The 15,708-nt window shown below is 67.7% G+C and carries 15 protein-coding genes; 10 read left to right on the top strand and 5 right to left on the bottom strand.

Translation table 11 applies throughout. The features are described from left to right. Positions 1-174: 174 nt before the first annotated feature. The 5 genes from MYL53_RS13530 to MYL53_RS13510 form a co-directional block, all read right to left on the bottom strand. A complete protein-coding gene (locus MYL53_RS13530; RefSeq protein WP_247854474.1) occupies positions 175-1,413 on the bottom strand; it encodes a P-loop nucleotide/nucleoside kinase family protein in 1,239 nt (412 codons plus the stop codon). A 36-nt stretch (positions 1,414-1,449) separates the two neighbouring features. Beyond that, complete coding sequence (gene hemL, locus MYL53_RS13525; RefSeq protein WP_247854473.1) at positions 1,450-2,739, bottom strand: glutamate-1-semialdehyde 2,1-aminomutase; 1,290 nt, start codon at positions 2,737-2,739, stop codon at positions 1,450-1,452. A 199-nt stretch (positions 2,740-2,938) separates the two neighbouring features. Next, on the bottom strand, positions 2,939-3,802 hold the full coding sequence (thiD, locus tag MYL53_RS13520) for a bifunctional hydroxymethylpyrimidine kinase/phosphomethylpyrimidine kinase (RefSeq protein ID WP_247854472.1): 864 nt from the start codon (positions 3,800-3,802) through the stop codon (positions 2,939-2,941). After that, positions 3,802-4,233 (bottom strand): protoporphyrinogen oxidase HemJ, encoded by a 432-nt coding sequence (gene hemJ / locus MYL53_RS13515; RefSeq protein ID WP_247854471.1) that lies wholly within the window; start codon positions 4,231-4,233, stop codon positions 3,802-3,804. The genes thiD and hemJ overlap by 1 nt, the downstream gene beginning before the upstream one ends. A gap of 8 nt (positions 4,234-4,241) precedes the next feature. Beyond that, positions 4,242-6,017, bottom strand: a complete 1,776-nt coding sequence (locus tag MYL53_RS13510; RefSeq protein ID WP_247854470.1) for a chloride channel protein — start codon at positions 6,015-6,017, stop codon at positions 4,242-4,244. 111 nt (positions 6,018-6,128) lie between these two features. Here MYL53_RS13510 and argC point away from each other — a divergent pair, with 111 nt between their 5' ends. The 10 genes from argC to MYL53_RS13460 all read left to right on the top strand — a co-directional run bounded on the left by argC (position 6,129) and on the right by MYL53_RS13460 (position 15,704). Beyond that, on the top strand, positions 6,129-7,163 hold the full coding sequence (gene argC, locus MYL53_RS13505; protein ID WP_247854469.1) for an N-acetyl-gamma-glutamyl-phosphate reductase: 1,035 nt from the start codon (positions 6,129-6,131) through the stop codon (positions 7,161-7,163). A gap of 262 nt (positions 7,164-7,425) precedes the next feature. Then, positions 7,426-7,779, top strand: coding sequence for an iron-sulfur cluster insertion protein ErpA (gene erpA, locus MYL53_RS13500; RefSeq protein WP_247854468.1), 354 nt, complete (start codon positions 7,426-7,428; stop codon positions 7,777-7,779). Between the two features lie 114 nt (positions 7,780-7,893). Then, on the top strand, positions 7,894-8,652 hold the full coding sequence (locus tag MYL53_RS13495; protein WP_247854467.1) for a transporter substrate-binding domain-containing protein: 759 nt from the start codon (positions 7,894-7,896) through the stop codon (positions 8,650-8,652). 95 nt (positions 8,653-8,747) lie between these two features. Next, positions 8,748-9,419 carry an amino acid ABC transporter permease gene (locus MYL53_RS13490; protein ID WP_247854466.1) on the top strand — a complete coding sequence of 224 codons (672 nt, stop codon included), beginning with the start codon at positions 8,748-8,750 and terminating at the stop codon, positions 9,417-9,419. Positions 9,420-9,434: 15 nt separating this feature from the next. After that, complete coding sequence (locus MYL53_RS13485; protein WP_282103565.1) at positions 9,435-10,208, top strand: amino acid ABC transporter ATP-binding protein; 774 nt, start codon at positions 9,435-9,437, stop codon at positions 10,206-10,208. Positions 10,209-10,746: 538 nt separating this feature from the next. Then, positions 10,747-12,642 carry a tRNA uridine-5-carboxymethylaminomethyl(34) synthesis enzyme MnmG gene (mnmG, locus tag MYL53_RS13480; RefSeq protein ID WP_247854465.1) on the top strand — a complete coding sequence of 632 codons (1,896 nt, stop codon included), beginning with the start codon at positions 10,747-10,749 and terminating at the stop codon, positions 12,640-12,642. Next, positions 12,639-13,292: a 16S rRNA (guanine(527)-N(7))-methyltransferase RsmG gene (gene rsmG, locus MYL53_RS13475; RefSeq protein WP_247854464.1), complete on the top strand. Its 654-nt coding sequence runs from the start codon at positions 12,639-12,641 to the stop codon at positions 13,290-13,292. The genes mnmG and rsmG overlap by 4 nt, the downstream gene beginning before the upstream one ends. Before the next feature lie 64 nt (positions 13,293-13,356). Then, positions 13,357-14,127 (top strand): ParA family protein, encoded by a 771-nt coding sequence (locus MYL53_RS13470; protein ID WP_247854463.1) that lies wholly within the window; start codon positions 13,357-13,359, stop codon positions 14,125-14,127. 37 nt (positions 14,128-14,164) lie between these two features. Then, the gene (locus MYL53_RS13465; RefSeq protein WP_247854462.1) at positions 14,165-15,091 is read left to right on the top strand and encodes a ParB/RepB/Spo0J family partition protein; all 927 of its coding nucleotides are present in this window, start codon (positions 14,165-14,167) and stop codon (positions 15,089-15,091) included. A gap of 226 nt (positions 15,092-15,317) precedes the next feature. Further along, on the top strand, positions 15,318-15,704 hold the full coding sequence (locus tag MYL53_RS13460; protein WP_247854461.1) for an ATP synthase subunit I: 387 nt from the start codon (positions 15,318-15,320) through the stop codon (positions 15,702-15,704). The last annotated feature ends 4 nt before the right edge of the window (positions 15,705-15,708 follow it).

The following is a 15,708-nucleotide window of genomic DNA, read 5'->3' as shown; positions in this document are numbered from 1 at the left end:
AGCTGTTGCAGTCTTGACACTGTTGTCACGTCTCAAGAAAAGCACTTCGGTTTCATCGACTTGAAGAAGGGATGGACATCTACGGACTTGTCACAGCCTGACAAGCTGGCGTGACACTCGGTCGGGAAGGGCAGGGGGATCAGGCCGGCACGTGGGCCGGCCTCGGCACGTCTCTCAGCTCCAGTGCATATGCTCCTGGATCATGCCGGCCAGGGTCTCGCCGGCGTTGTCCGCGGTGGTATCCAGACGCACGAGGTGGTAGCGCTCCTCGTCGGAGAAGGACTCGAAGCGCTCCTGCTGATGCGACAGCACCGTCAGGCCGTCCTCGGCAGTCGCGCCATACCGTCCGGCTCGCTTGGTGATCCGCCGCGTCAGGGTCGCCTGGTCCGCCTCGAAGCTGACCAGCAGCACCGGCAGCCCGCGGCTCTCGGCCTGATGTCGCAGCCAGTCACGCTGCGCCTGCGCCAGGCAGGTCGCGTCGATGCAGGCCGGCAGGCCGGCATCGAGCAGGCTGCCGGCACACCGGGCCAGCCGCTGATAGGTGCGTTCGGTGGCATCGACACTGAAGATATCCACAGCCTCCTCGCCCGGCTCACCCTGTGGAGAAAGTCCATGCAGGCGGCGACGCTCGGCGTAGGAGCTGACGCGCACGGCGCCCAACCGGGCCACCAGACTGCGGGTGAAGCGGCTCTTGCCGCTGCCCGAGACGCCCACGCCGATCACCAGCGGCGGAAAGCGGAACTCGGCGTGACGCTCCGCCAGCTCCAGATAGCGCCGGCAGGCGCCCATGGTTTCCGCTCGCAGCGCCGGACGTTCATCGTCGCCCTCGGCCGCCTCGAGGCGACGCAGGGCCCGGCGAGCACCGGCCAGGCACTCCAGCACCCGGAACAGCGACAGCAGGCGGGCCGCACGGTAGTCTCCGCTATGTCGCAGATAGGCATCCAGCGCCTGGTTGGCCAGGCGGGCCTCGTCGCGCACCTCGAGGCCCACCAGCAGGGAGGCGAGGTCCGCCACCGGATCCTGAACGATCTCGGCGCCGTGCCCCAGCAGGTCGCGGTCGATGGCGTTGACCATCACCACCCGCCCGTCATCGAGCAGACGCCCGCCACGATGGTCGCAGGCCCAGCTGCGCGGCAGCCGCTGCGTTTCCCGCTCCTCCAGCACCGATGCCAGGCGGGCAAGGTTCTCCTCGAGCCAGCGACTCAGGGCGCTCAGCCGTTGCCGGTCCTCATCGGCCATCATCAGCGATGCCAGGGCCTGCGTCTCGACGGCCACTCGACGGCGCACGGCCACCTGCAGGCCTTCGGCGTCATCTTCGACGGCGTGATCGGCATGCCAGGCACTCAGGCTCTCGACCAGCGTCTCGAGGGTGAAATCACGGGCCGGGCTTTCGGGGGCGTGTCGCTGGTTCATCGTTCTTCTCCGTTCACGCGGTCGTTTCGGGTGCCGTCAGGCCTGGTGCATGGCGGCGAAGGCCGCTTCGGCCGCATCCAGGGTCGACTGGATGTCCTCGGGCGCGTGGGCGCTGGACATGAAGCCGGCCTCGAAGGCGGAAGGGGCCATGTAGACGCCCTGCTCGAGCATGGCGGCGAAGAAGCGGCGGAAGGCGTCGCCATCGCAGGCGGTGGCCTGGGCGAAGTTGTCGACCCGGCTCTGGCCGGTGAAGAAAATGCCGAACATGCCGCCGGCGCGCTGGGTGATCATGTCGATGCCGGCGGCATCGGCGCGCTCCTGCAGCCCGTGGCACAGGGTCTCGACGCGCTGGGCGAGGGCATCGTGGAAGCCCGGCTCGCGCACCTTGGTCAGCAGGGCGATGCCCGCCGCCATGGCCAGCGGATTGCCGGCCAGGGTGCCGGCCTGATAGACGGGACCCAGCGGCGAGATGTTCTCCATGATGCCGCGGCGACCGCCGAAGGCGCCCACCGGCATGCCGCCGCCGACGATCTTGCCCAGGCAGGTCAGGTCGGGCTGGATGCCGTAATGCGCCTGGGCGCCACCCATGGCCACGCGGAAGCCGGTCATCACCTCGTCGAAGATCAGCACGCTCTCGTGACGATCGCAGACCCGACGCAGGGTCTCGAGGAAGCCGGGCTGTGGCGGGATGCAGTTCATGTTGCCGGCCACCGGCTCGACGATGATGCAGGCCACCTGGTCGCCGATCTCCTCGAAGCACTGCTCGACCGCGTCAGGATCGTTGTAGGGCAGGGTCACGGTATGCTCGGCCAGCGAGGCCGGCACGCCCGGCGAACTGGGCTCGCCGTGGGTCAGGGCGCCGGAGCCGGCCTTGACCAGCAGCGAGTCCGAGTGGCCGTGATAGTTGCCCTCGAACTTCACGATCTTGTCGCGCCCGGTATAGCCGCGCGCCAGGCGGATCGCCGACATGGTGGCCTCGGTGCCGGAGTTGACCATGCGCACCATCTCGATGCTGGGGATCATCTCGCAGATCAGGTCGGCCATGGTGGTCTCGATGGCCGTGGGCGTGCCGAAGGAGAGGCCGTTGTCGAGGCGCTCGCGCACCGCGCCGAGCACGTCCGGGTCGGCGTGGCCGGTGATCATCGGCCCCCAGGAGCCGACATAGTCCACATAGCGCTTGCCTTCGACGTCGAACAGATAGGCGCCCTGCGCCCGCTCCATGAACACCGGCGAACGCTCCAGGCCCTTGAAGGCACGCACCGGTGAATTCACGCCTCCGGGGATGTGGCGGCAGGCCCGTTCAAAGAGCTGGGCGGATGTGGTCATGTCAACCTCGTTTACTGTTGAAAGTTTATCGTCGTATCACGCCGAAGCCGCGCGGTCACGGCCTTCGGCCTGTGGATAAATCTATGGACAATCTCTGAGTGAGCGGTGATTCCCCGGTGAACGTCGCCCAATCCCCGCGAAGATGTCGCCGTCATGGCCTCATTCTCGATGCTGCGGCCGTGGATGACCAGCCCGACGCCTAGATGCCTCGCTCGGCACAGGCGCCCGGCAGCCGCCACAGCCGCCTTGGCAGCCACTGGCCGGCGGCGTCATCGGCAACGTTCTCATCCCCCGGCCGCCAGCCATGGGCCAGCGCCTGCCAGGTGTAGTCCTGGGCCTGCTCGCAGGCCGCCACCAGCGTTTCGCCCTGAGCCAGCCGGGAGGCCAGCGCCGACGCCAGGGTGCAGCCGGAGCCGTGGAAGGTGCCGGCCAGCCGCGGCCAGCGCCACTGGCGATCGCCGTCCGGCATGTGCAGCGTGTGCACCACCCGATCCGCCGGTGCACGCGCCTCGGGATCGTCGGTGCCGGTGACCAGCACCGCCTGGCAGCCCAGGTGCATCAGCGCGACGACGCGCTCGGTGTCGTCGCGGCAGTCGGGGCCGGCCAGCCGGGCCAGCTCGCGGCGATTGGGCGTCAGGATATCCACAAGGGGCAGCAGCCGCCGGCGAAAGGCCTCGACCAGGGCGGGTGTGGACAACTCATGTCCGCCGCCGGCCCTGAGCACCGGATCGACCACCACCGGCACGCCCGGCCGGCGCCGGATGATGTCCACCACCGCGTCGAGCGCCGCCTCTGAGGCCAGCAGGCCGACCTTGATGGCGGCGATCTCGATGTCCTCCAGCGCCGCGGCGGCCTCGCGGATCAGCGCCGCATCCACCGGTTGCACGGCGCTCACGTCCCGACAGTTCTGCACCGTCAGCGCCGTGGGCACGGTCAGCGCCCAGCCACCGCAGGCGGCCACCGCCTCGCTATCGGCCACCAGCCCGGCGCCGCCGGTGGGATCGTGGCCGGCCAGCACCAGCACCGCGGGCAGGTGAGGGTGGGTCTCGGGATTCGGCGCCATCAGAACGGCTTCAACACGGCGAGCAGCACGATCAGCAGCAGGGCGATCACCGGCAGCTCGTTGAAGATGCGGAAGTAGCGGTGGCTGCGGGTGCAGCGGTCGTCGGCGAACTGCTTGAGATAGATCAGGCACACATGGTGATAGGCCACCAGCGCCGCCACCAGGGTCAGCTTGGCGTGCATCCAGCCCTGGGACAGCCAGCCGGGATTCAGCGCCAACAGCCACCCGCCGAACACCAGCACGGCGATCATCGAGGGCGTCATGATGCCGCGATACAGCTTGCGCTCCATGGTCTTGAAGTACTCGATGGCCTGCGACTCGCCGCGGTCCCGGGCCATGGCGTGATAGACGTAGAGGCGCGGCAGATAGAACAGGGCGGCGAACCAGGTCACCACGGCCACCAGGTGCAGGGCCTTGATCCAGAGGTACATGTCGACTCCTAGCCGGGGGATGCATCGCTGTAGCGATAGTAACGCTCGATGGCGTCGCGGGTGATGATACCGGAAATCCGCTTCTGCTTCGGCCGATGACCGTGCTCGACGTAGAGCGCGTCGGCGTGCTTGGTGTTGAGCCGCGAGAAGGCCTCGGAGAGCGTCGCCTGCAGGTGTATCGGCGCCAGGTCGAGGCGCTGGCCGGGAATCTCCAGCAGGTCGAAGCGCCCCTCCTTGTCGATCAGCTTGTCGGTCTCGTCGTGCTCGAGCAGCCAGCGCACCAGGTCGGCCGCCTTCAGCGCCAGGGTCGGCTTGGCGTCGCTGGAGCGCTCGATCAGGATCCACACCGGTTTGGCCTCGAGCAGCGACTCCGCCTGCTCCAGGGTCACCCGACGCCGCGTGCGTACCAGCTGCCGTTCCATTACCGCCGGCACCGAGACCCGGTTGAGCGCCTGCATCAGCGGCTGCTGCAGCGGATGCAGGCCGTGCCGCGTGACGCTGATGAAGAAACCGTCGCAGCCGCACAGCTGGCGTGAGGTCAGCCCGGCCACCACCACCGCCAGCATGCCGGGCAGGATCAGGTTGGGGTTATGGGTCAGCTCCAGCAGCGCCATCAGCGCCGCCAGCGGCGCCTGCAACACGGCGCCCATCATCGCCGCCATGCCCAGCATGGCGTAGAGGGCCGGGCCCGCGGCGAGCTCTGGCATCAGCTGGGCCCCGAGCAGGCCGCACAGCGCGCCGGCCGCGCCGCCGGCCACCAGCACCGGGCCGATGATGCTCACTGGAATGCCGCAGGCCACCACGAAGGCGGTGATCAGCAGCTTGCCGATGGCCACCGCCAGCAGCACGTCGAGGCTCAGCGAGCCACCGATGGTCAGCCCCAGGGTGTCGTAGCCCATGCCCTGCACCTGCGGATACCACCAGGCCAGCACGCCCACCACACCGCCGGCCAGGGCGAAGCGAGCGGCGAAGGGCACCCGCTTGAGGCGATCGCCGGCGCGCGCCACCCGCACGAAGCCCCCGGCCAGCAGGCCGATGCCCAGCGCGCTCAGCACGATCCAGGGCAGATTCAACAGCGAGCCCAGGGCGATGCCGGTGCCCTCGAAGGGCAGTTCGAAGCCGAATACCGCCTGGGACACCACGGCCGCCGTGGTCGAGGCCAGGATCACCGGCATGAAGCCGGTGATGGTGTACTCCATCATCACCACCTCCATGGCGAAGATGACCCCGGCAATCGGCGTGTGGAACGACGCCGAGATGCCCGCCGCGGTGCCACAGGCCACCAGCACGCGCAGGCTGTTGTGGGGTAGGCGCAGGCGCTGGCCGAGCCCGCTGCAGGCCGCCGCGCCCAGGTGAATCGCGGGGCCCTCGCGGCCCGCCGAGAGCCCGCCCAGCACCGAGATCAGACCCACCCACCACTGGGTGAACCAGTTGCGCACCGGGAAGCGGCCCTGATGGTAGGTCAGTCGCTCGATCACGTGGGCGATGCCGATTTGCCGGCCCGCGGGCCTCAACCGCCACAGCCAGATGCCGATCAGCGTCACCGCCAGCAGCGGCAGCAGCGAGCGCGTCAGCGGCGGCAGCGCCTCGAAGGCCTCGGGGTTGTCGCCTGGCATGAAGGCGGAGGCCCCGAGGATGAGCAGGAGTCGGAAGATCACCATCAGGCCGCCGGTGATCAGGCCCGATATCAATCCCAGCACGCAGAGCTGTGGCAGGGCATCCACGCTGGCAAGACGATGGCGAAAACGTTCGAGTGTGAAGCGAGGTAACGAGAGACGCGGCAAGGTAACCTTCCTGTACGCTGCGGCCCCTTCCGAGGCTGGGTGGGAGCCCTCTCTCTTGTGTATCATATCCCCCCACCCAGGTCCCAGCGTCCACCATCGAGGAGCCCCATCGTGATCAAGGTCGGAATCGTCGGCGGCACCGGTTACACCGGCGTCGAACTGCTCAGGTTGCTGGCTCGCCACCCGGACGTCAGCGTCGAGGCCATCACCTCGCGCAGCGAGGCCGGACTCGGGGTCAGCGAGCTGTACCCCAACCTGCGCGGCCACTATGACGCGCTGCGCTTCAGCGAGCCCGATCCGGCACGCCTGGCGGCCTGCGATGCGGTGTTCTTCGCCACGCCCCACGGCGTGGCCCACGCCCTGGCCGGCGAGCTGCTCGAGCGCGGCACTCGGGTCATCGACCTGTCGGCGGACTTCCGCCTGCGCGACGCCGACGAGTGGGCCGCCTGGTACGGCCAGCCCCACGGCGCCCCCGAGCTGCTCGAGGAAGCCGTCTACGGCCTGCCCGAGGTCAACCGCGAGCGCATCCGCCAAGCGCGCCTGATCGCCGTGCCCGGCTGCTATCCCACCGCCGTCCAGCTCGGCCTGCTGCCGCTGCTGGAGGCCGGGCTGATCGACGCCGACCACGTGATCGCCGACTGCAAGTCCGGCGTCACCGGCGCCGGCCGCGGCGCCAAGGTGCCGTCGCTGCTGGCCGAGGCCAGCGAATCGATGAAGGCCTACGGCGCCTCCGGCCACCGCCACCTGCCCGAGATCCGCCAGGGCCTCGGCGACGCCGCCAACGGCCCGGTGGGGCTGACCTTCGTGCCGCACCTGACGCCGATGATCCGCGGCATCCACGCCACCCTCTACGGCCGCCTGCAAGGCGAGCCGGGCGACCTGCAGGCGCTGTTCGAGCGGCGCTTCGCCGACGAGCCCTTCGTCGACGTCATGCCCGCGGGCAGCCACCCCGAGACGCGCAGCGTCAAGGGCGCCAACGTCTGCCGCATGGCCGTGCATCGCCCCGGCGGCGGCGACACCGTGGTGGTGCTCTCGGTGATCGACAACCTGGTCAAGGGCGCCTCCGGCCAGGCCGTGCACAACCTCAACCTGATGTTCGGCCTCGACGAGTTCGCCGGCCTCGACGCCCCGGCGATGATGCCCTGACCCCTCCTCCCCCAGGGCAATCGTTGCCCGCATGGCGAGGGGCGCCGGCGACAGGTCGAAGAGGGGGTTTTGGCCATGGATGGCCAAAGTAGCGCCCAGGGAGGGGTTCACAGCGCCCCTCGGAGACCTGTCCCCGGATCAGCCCCGAGCGGGCGCGATAGCTGCGATAGCCCTGTCCCACCTCCAATAGTTGACCCTTTTGCTAAGGGTTATGGATAATCGTCGTCCGCACGACATTCATCGATTTCCGGGGAGGTCACCCATGAGCGGTGCCGCATCCTTCGTTCCTACCCCTCTGCTGCTCTCCGACAGCGCCAAGGCCCGTCTCAAGGCCCTCGGCGAGGCGGAAGGCAAGCCCGGCCTCACGCTACGGGTCTACGTGACCGGCGGCGGCTGCTCCGGCTTCCAGTACGGCTTCGACCTCGCCGAGCAGATCGCCGACGACGACACCCTGATCGAGTTCGGCGACGTGGCGCTGGTCGTCGACCCGCTCTCCTACCAGTATCTGGTCGGCTCCACCGTCGACTACGAGGAGGGCCTGGCCGGCGCGCGCTTCCTGATACAGAACCCCAACGCCACCACCACCTGCGGCTGCGGCGCCTCCTTCATGGTCTAGGCCCAGCGTTGACGGCCACCCCCTGCAGGCCCATTTGCCGAGACTTGACGCTCTCCCGGCAACTCGCCATGGTTGATTGGTACTCCAAAACAAATCATTCCAGTGGAGAGATATATGAAGCGTCAATTCACGGTCGCCACGCTGGCGTCCTGCCTCGCTCTCGGCCTCGCGACCTCGGCACAGGCCAAGGAGACTCTGGACGTCGTCACCGACCCGAGCTTCGTGCCCTTCGAGATGATGGACCAGGACTCCGGCCAGATGGTCGGCTTCGACATGGACATCGTCGCCGAAGTCGCCAAGCGCGCCGGGTTCGATTACAACCTGCGCACCATGGACTTCAACGGCATCATCCCCGCCGTCCAGACCGGTAACGTCGACATCGCCATCGCCGGCATCACCATCACCGACGAACGCGCCGAGATCGTCGACTTCTCCGATCCCTACTACGACAGCGGTCTGCGCCTGCTGGTCAACGCCGACGACGACAGCATCCAGAGCATCGAGGACCTGGAAGGCAAGTCCGTCGGTACCAAGATCGGCTCCACCAGCTACGACTATCTCCAGGAACACCTGGGCGATAATGCCGACATCACCCCCTACCCGGGCTCCAGCGACATGTACATGGCGCTGCTCGGCGGCAGCGTCGACGCCGTCTTCTACGACGCGCCCAACGTCGGCTACTTCTCCCAGACCCAGGGCGAGGGCCGCGCCAAGGTCGTCGGTCCGCTCTACGAGGGTCAGCAGTACGGCATCGTGCTGGTCAAGGGCAGCGACTGGGTCGAACCCGTCAACGAGGCCCTGGCTTCCATGAAGGAAGACGGCACCTACGACGAGATCCACACCAAGTGGTTCGGCAGCGCCAGCGGCGAGTAACCGTCGCCACAGGCCTGAACGGGGTCGGGTCATGTGACCCGACCCCGTTGCATTTCGGCTCGTCTTTCTCCTGCGCATCCTGACGGAGTTCCCACGTGGACGTCACCTTTCAATTCGACTGGCAGGCGGCCTTCGCCTCCATCCCCCATCTGCTGACGGGGATTCCCTACACCCTGCTGATCTCGTTCGTCGGTCTGGCCATCGGCTTCGTCATCGGCATCGTCTTCGGCCTGCTGCGTATCAGCCCGTCACGCTGGCTGCGCGTGCCCGCCGTGGCCTACATCGAGGTCTTCCGCGGCACCCCGGTGCTGGTGCAGGTGCTGTTCATCTTCTACGGCCTGCCACAGCTGCTCGGCGGCCCCATCAATGCCCTGGTCGCCGGTATCGCCGCCATCGCCGTCAACTCCGGCGCCTACATCTCCGAGATCGTGCGCGGCGGCGTGCAGTCGATCGAGCGCGGCCAGCGCGAGGCCGGGCTGTCGCTGGGCCTGTCACGGCGCCAGACCTTCCGCTACATCATCTGGCCCCAGGCCCTGCGCCGCATGATCCCGTCGCTCGGCAACCAGGGCATCATCAGCATCAAGGACACCTCGCTGTTCTCGGTGATCGGCGTGGGCGAGCTGGTGCGCCAGGGCCAGGTCTACATCGCCACCACCTTCAACGCCCTGGAGGTCTATCTGATGGTGGCCATGCTCTACCTGGTGGTCACCCTGTCGCTCTCCGCGGCGCTGCGCCTGCTGGAGCGCAAGGGCCTGGTCGGACAATAAGGAAGGCACGCACACATGAACCAACGAACGCCCCCCTCAGGCGGCGAGCCCATCGTCCGCCTGCACAAGCTCAACAAGTCCTTCGGCGACCACCACGTGCTCAAGGACATCGATCTCGAGGTCACGCCCGGCGAGGTAGTGGTGATCATCGGGGCCAGCGGCTCCGGCAAGTCGACCCTGATTCGCTGCATCAACGGCCTGGAAGAGTTCCAACAGGGTGAGCTGGAGGTCGACGGCAACCCGCTCAAGCCCCACGGCAAGGCCACCCAGGCGCTGCAGAAGATCCGCACCGAGGTCGGCATGGTCTTCCAGCAGTTCAACCTGTTCCCGCATCTGAGCGTGCTGGAGAACGTGGTCCTGGCCCCCATGAAGGTCCGCGGACTGAGCCGCCAGGAGGCCACCCAGAACGCCGAACGGCTGCTCGACCGGGTCGGCATCGCCGACCAGGCCGCCAAGTTCCCCACCCAGCTCTCCGGCGGCCAGCAGCAGCGCGTGGCCCTGGCCCGAGCGCTGGCCATGGAACCGCGACTGATGCTGTTCGACGAGCCCACCTCGGCGCTGGACCCGGAGATGATCGGCGAGGTGCTGGATGCCATGCGCGAGCTCGCCAACGAAGGCATGACCATGCTGATCGTCACCCACGAGATGGGCTTTGCGCGAGAGGTTGCCGACCGAGTGATCTTCATTCACAAGGGCGAGATCGCCGAGGAGGGTCCGCCCGAGACGATCTTCGATTCGCCCCAGGCGGAACCGACCCAGCAGTTCCTGTCGCGCGTGCTCAAGCACTGACAGCCAGCGATATACCGCCTCATCGGGGCCCTGTCGTCAGCGACAGGGCCCTTTTTTTGGCCGTTTCCGGCCTGTGGACAAGATTTTTCGTGATTCGCCGCTCAGCCGGGCCACAGCGGGCCTGGGGATGGATCGATTCGGTTGTTCACAGCCACGGTGACAAGCCAGGAAGAACTCGGTGGACAAGCCGTGCTCGGCGTCCCCTGTGGGTAACTGCCGATGTTGCCCACAGGCCCCGAACACGCCCTCCGCAGGCGGTCCGCCTCTTGTCCCGGTTATCGTCAACAATCTAAGGCTCTGATGGAAAATGGATAAATCTGGTTATCCACGAGAAATGTCCACACCAGTAGTTACTACCACAACAGAACTTCCTTTTTATCTATTTGTTTTTTTATTTAAGACCGGGAATGAAACCACTCCAAGGACGAGACAGATGTGGAAAACCCTGACGGTTACCCACAAGAGGGTTTATACTGGCGGGCTGATTTCATCCCCTGATCCGCAACATTCGGCGCGACGGCGCCGATCGAGGTGAACCTTGGAGTACCCCGACCGCTTCGACGTCATCGTCATCGGCGGCGGCCATGCCGGGACCGAAGCCGCCCTGGCCTCGGCCCGCATGGGCTGCCGGACCCTGCTGCTGACCCACAACATCGAGACCCTGGGCCAGATGTCCTGCAATCCCGCCATCGGCGGGATCGGCAAGAGCCATCTGGTCAAGGAGATCGATGCGCTCGGCGGCGCCATGGGACTGGCCACCGACCTGGGCGGCATCCAGTTCCGGGTACTCAACGCACGCAAGGGTCCCGCGGTGCGGGCGACCCGCGCCCAGGCCGACCGCGTGCGCTACAAGGCCGCCATTCGCGGCATGCTGGAGAACCAGCCCAACCTGACGATCTTCCAGCAGGCCGCCGGCGATCTGGTCGTCGACGGCGACACCGTGCGCGGCGTGGTCACCGAGACCGGCGTGCGCTTCATGGGCGAGACCGTGGTGCTGTGTACCGGCACCTTCCTCGGCGGCGTTATCCACATCGGCCTGGACAACAGCCGCGGCGGCCGCACGGGGGATCCGCCGTCCAACGCCCTGGCCGAGCGCCTGCGTGCACTGCCGTTCCGCGTCGATCGATTGAAGACCGGCACCCCGCCGCGCATCGATGCCAAGAGCGTCGATTTCTCGGTGCTCGAGGAGCAGCCGGGCGATACCCCGACGCCGGTGATGTCCTACCTCGGCAGCCGCGAGATGCATCCGCGCCAGATCAGCTGCCACATCGCCCAGACCAACGAGCGCAGCCACGAGATCATCCGCGCCAACCTCGATCGCTCGCCGATGTTCTCGGGCGTGATCGAAGGGGTGGGACCGCGCTACTGCCCCTCCATCGAGGACAAGGTGCATCGCTTCGCCGACAAGGCGAGCCACCAGATCTTCATCGAGCCGGAGGGGCTGGATACTCACGAGCTGTATCCCAACGGCATCTCGACCTCGCTGCCGTTCGACGTGCAGCTGCAGGTCGTGCGCTCGATGAAGGGCCTGGAGAACGCCCACATCACGCGACCCGGGTACGCCATCGAGTACGATTTCTTCGATCCGCGAGACCTCAAGCATTCGCTGGAAACGAAATTTATCCACAACCTGTTCTTCGCCGGCCAGATCAACGGCACCACGGGCTACGAGGAAGCCGGCGCCCAGGGGCTGCTGGCCGGCCTCAACGCGGCTCGCCGGGCCAGCGGGCTCGAGGCCTGGTGGCCGCGGCGCGACGAGGCCTACCTCGGCGTGCTGGTCGATGACCTGATCACCCTGGGGACCAAGGAGCCCTACCGGATGTTCACCTCGAGGGCGGAATATCGCCTGCTGCTGCGCGAGGACAACGCCGACCTGCGCCTCACCGAGGCCGGGCGCGACCTGGGACTGGTGGATGATCGTCGCTGGGCCGACTTCAGCGCCAAGCGCGAGGCGATCGAGAGCGAGAGCGCGCGCCTCAAGGCCAGCTGGGTGCAGCCCGGCACCGAGGCCGCCGAGGCCGTGGCCGAGAAGACCGGCCAGCCCCTGGCCCGAGAGTACAACCTGCAGGACCTGCTCAAGCGCCCCGAGCTCGGCTATGCCGACGTGGCCGGGCTGGTCGGCGAGCCGGTCGAGGACGAGCGCGTCGCCGAGCAGGTGCAGATCCAGGCCAAGTATCAGGGCTACATCGATCGCCAGCAGGACGAGATCGACAAGCTCAAGCGCCACGAGGCCACCCGGCTGCCCGAATCGCTCGACTACGACCAGGTCGAGGGGCTGTCCAACGAGATTCGCCAGAAGCTCATCGAGGCGCGGCCCGAGACCCTGGCCCAGGCCGGGCGCATCTCCGGCGTGACGCCGGCGGCGGTCTCGATCCTGCTGATCCACCTCAAGAAGCGACGCCTGCTGGACGACACCCGAGTGGCCAACGGATGACCCCGAACGATACGATCCTGAACGACCGCCTGGAGCGCGGCCTGGCCGAACTCGGCCTCGACGTGCCGGCGCAGCGCCGCGAGCGGCTGGTGGCGCTGGTGGGCCTGTTGCACAAGTGGAACCGCGCCTATAACCTCACCGCGGTACGCGATCCCGAGGAGATGGTCGCCCGGCACGTGCTCGACAGCGCCGCCGTGCTGCCCTTCGTGACCGGCCCGAGCCTGCTCGACGTGGGCGCCGGCCCGGGGCTGCCGGGGCTGGTACTGGCGATTCTCGCGCCCGAGCTCGACGTCACGCTGCTCGACAGCAACGGCAAGAAGGTTCGCTTCCAGCGTCAGGCGGTGATGGAGCTCAAGCTCGAGCGCGTCACTCCCGTGCAGGCTCGGGTGGAGGCCTTCGAGGCGCCGGCCGGCGGCTTCGATCAGGTCATCTCGCGGGCCTTCGCCAGCCTCGAGGACTTCCTCGCCCTGAGCCGTGACCTGCCGGGGGAGGGCGGCCAGTGGCTGGCCATGAAGGGGCCCGCGGTGGAGGACGAACTCGCCGGCCTGCCGGACGGGATCGCGGCGGTGGCCCGCCACACGCTGAGGGTGCCCTTCTCGGTCGGCGACCGCCGCCTGGTGATCCTCGAACGCGCCCCCGGCGAGCGCTGAGCCGCGCCCGGGGAGACCGCCGGACGCCGCCGTGAACCCTGTCTCCCAACGCAAGGATGTCGCCGTGACCAAGATTATCGCCTTGACCAACCAGAAGGGCGGCGTGGGCAAGACCACCACTGCCGTCAATCTGGCCGCCAGTTTGGCCTCCCTGGAACGGCGCGTGCTGCTGGTCGACCTGGATCCCCAGGGCCATGCCACCATGGGCAGCGGCGTCGACAAGCACTCCCTCGACGGCAGCGTGCTCGACGTGCTGCTGGGCGAGAAGCGCCCCACCGAGGTGATCCTCGACTGCCCCGAGGCCGGCTACGCGCTGCTGCCCGGCAACGGTGACCTGACCGCCGCCGAGGTCGAGCTGCTCGACCGCGAGGAGGGGCGCGAGCAGGGGCTGGTCAAGGCGCTGGGCGAGGTCGCCGGCGAGTACGACGCGGTGCTGATCGACTGCCCGCCGTCGCTCAACATGCTGACCGTCAACGGCCTGACCGCCGCCGATGGCGTGCTGATTCCGCTGCAGTGCGAGTTCTACGCCCTCGAAGGGCTCTCGGCGCTGCTCGACACCGTCGAACAGATCAAGGCCAGCGTGAACCCCGGCCTAGAGATCCACGGCATCCTGCGGACCATGTTCGACGGCCGCAACAGCCTGACCCGCGACGTCAGCAAGCAGCTGCGCGACTATTTCGGCGAGGCGCTGCTCAAGACCACCATCCCGCGCAACGTGCGGGTCGCCGAGGCGCCCAGCCACGGACTGCCGGTCACCAAGTACGCGCGCTTCTCGCGGGGCAGCCAGGCCCACCGGGTGCTGGCCAAGGAACTGATTCGCCGCCTGTCGCTGTAGCCGACACCGTTTGGCGCTTACCGATGAGGGGAACTCGATGACGCGCAAGCAACGCGCTCTGGGACGCGGGCTGGATGCCCTGATCGGCGCGGGCGCCCGTCGCCGCGAAAGCCTGGATCTGCCCGGGGCAGGGGAGGCGCCCGAGCAGGGCGAGCTCAACGGCGTGGAGCCGGTGGCAGCGGGCGCGGACGAACGGCTCGAACGCCTGCCGCTGGGCCAGCTGTCGCGCGGCAAGTATCAGCCGCGCCGTGACATCCAGCCCGAGGCCCTCGAGGAGCTGGCCGACTCGATCCGCGCCCAGGGCGTGATGCAGCCGATCGTGGTGCGGCCGATCGGCGACCAGCGCTACGAGATCATCGCCGGTGAAAGGCGCTGGCGGGCGGCCCAGCTCGCCGAGCTGGACGTCATCCCGGCGGTGATCCGCGAGGTCACCGATGAGGTCGCCCTGGCGCTGGCGCTGATCGAGAACATCCAGCGTGAGAACCTCAATCCCATCGAGGAGGCGCTGGCGCTCAAGCGGCTGCTCGACGAGTTCGAGCTGACCCAGCAGCAGGCCGCCGACGCGGTGGGGCGTTCCCGGGCCCAGGTGGCCAACCTGCTGCGCCTGCTGGCGCTGGATCCCGAGGTGCAGACGCTGCTCGAGCGCGGCGACCTGGACATGGGCCACGCCCGGGCGCTGCTGGCGCTGTCAGGCCCGAAGCAGCGTCAGGCCGCCCACGAGGTGGTCAACAAGGATCTCACGGTGCGCGCCACCGAGGCGCTGGTGAAACGGCTCGCCGAAGGGAAGCCGGCCAAGGCCGACACGCCGGCCGCGAGCCCCGACGTGGCGCGGCTCGAGTCGCGCCTGGGCGACCTGCTGGGCGCGCCGGTCAAGATCCAGCACGGCCGCGGCGGCAAGGGGCGGGTGACCATTCGCTACTCCAGCCTGGACGAGCTGGACGGCATTCTCGGGCACATCAAATAAGCGAATCGGGCTCCCGATTAGGATGCTAAACGATTTATCGAAACTTATCGACTTTTAGTCGTAAGCTGGGGTGATTTCGCGCGATATCGCTCCGCGATCGGTTGAAGGCATCGAGGGGGTTCCCTATAATCCCGCCGGACCCGCCGTTGGGAAAAATTCTCGCGGAGGGTCATAGGCAGCGGGACGCTCAGCGTTGGCCCGAACGTCGACTGTGCACGGAGACACCATGGCAGCCAGAATCAAGCGTCCCAGCGTGCGACGATTGCTGCTGGTGCAATTTGCCACGGTGTGCCTGGCCGGCCTGATCGGTGCCGGAGCGGCGGGCGTCGGCGGCGCGCTCTCGGCGGTGCTGGGTGGTGCGGTGGCCTTCCTGCCCAATGCCTTCTTTGCCTGGCGAGTCTTCCAGTATCAGGGAGCTCGACATACCAGGAACATCGTCAACGGCTTCTATCGTGCGGAAGCCGGGAAGTTCGGTTTGACGGCGGCTCTGTTCACCCTGGTGTTCATTGCAGTGCCCCCCTCAAACCCCGCTTTCTTCTTTGGCGCTTACGTGGTGACGCTGTTCGTCCACTGGCTGGGTCCCTGGCTTTTGCGGCGGCCGTCACACACCTGAAATC

It is taken from the genome of Halomonas getboli, from assembly GCF_023094245.1.
Classification (GTDB): Bacteria; Pseudomonadota; Gammaproteobacteria; order Pseudomonadales; family Halomonadaceae; genus Halomonas; species Halomonas getboli.
The sequence above is the reverse complement of the archived record's forward strand: the minus strand, read 5'-3'. Positions and strand labels throughout refer to the sequence as shown.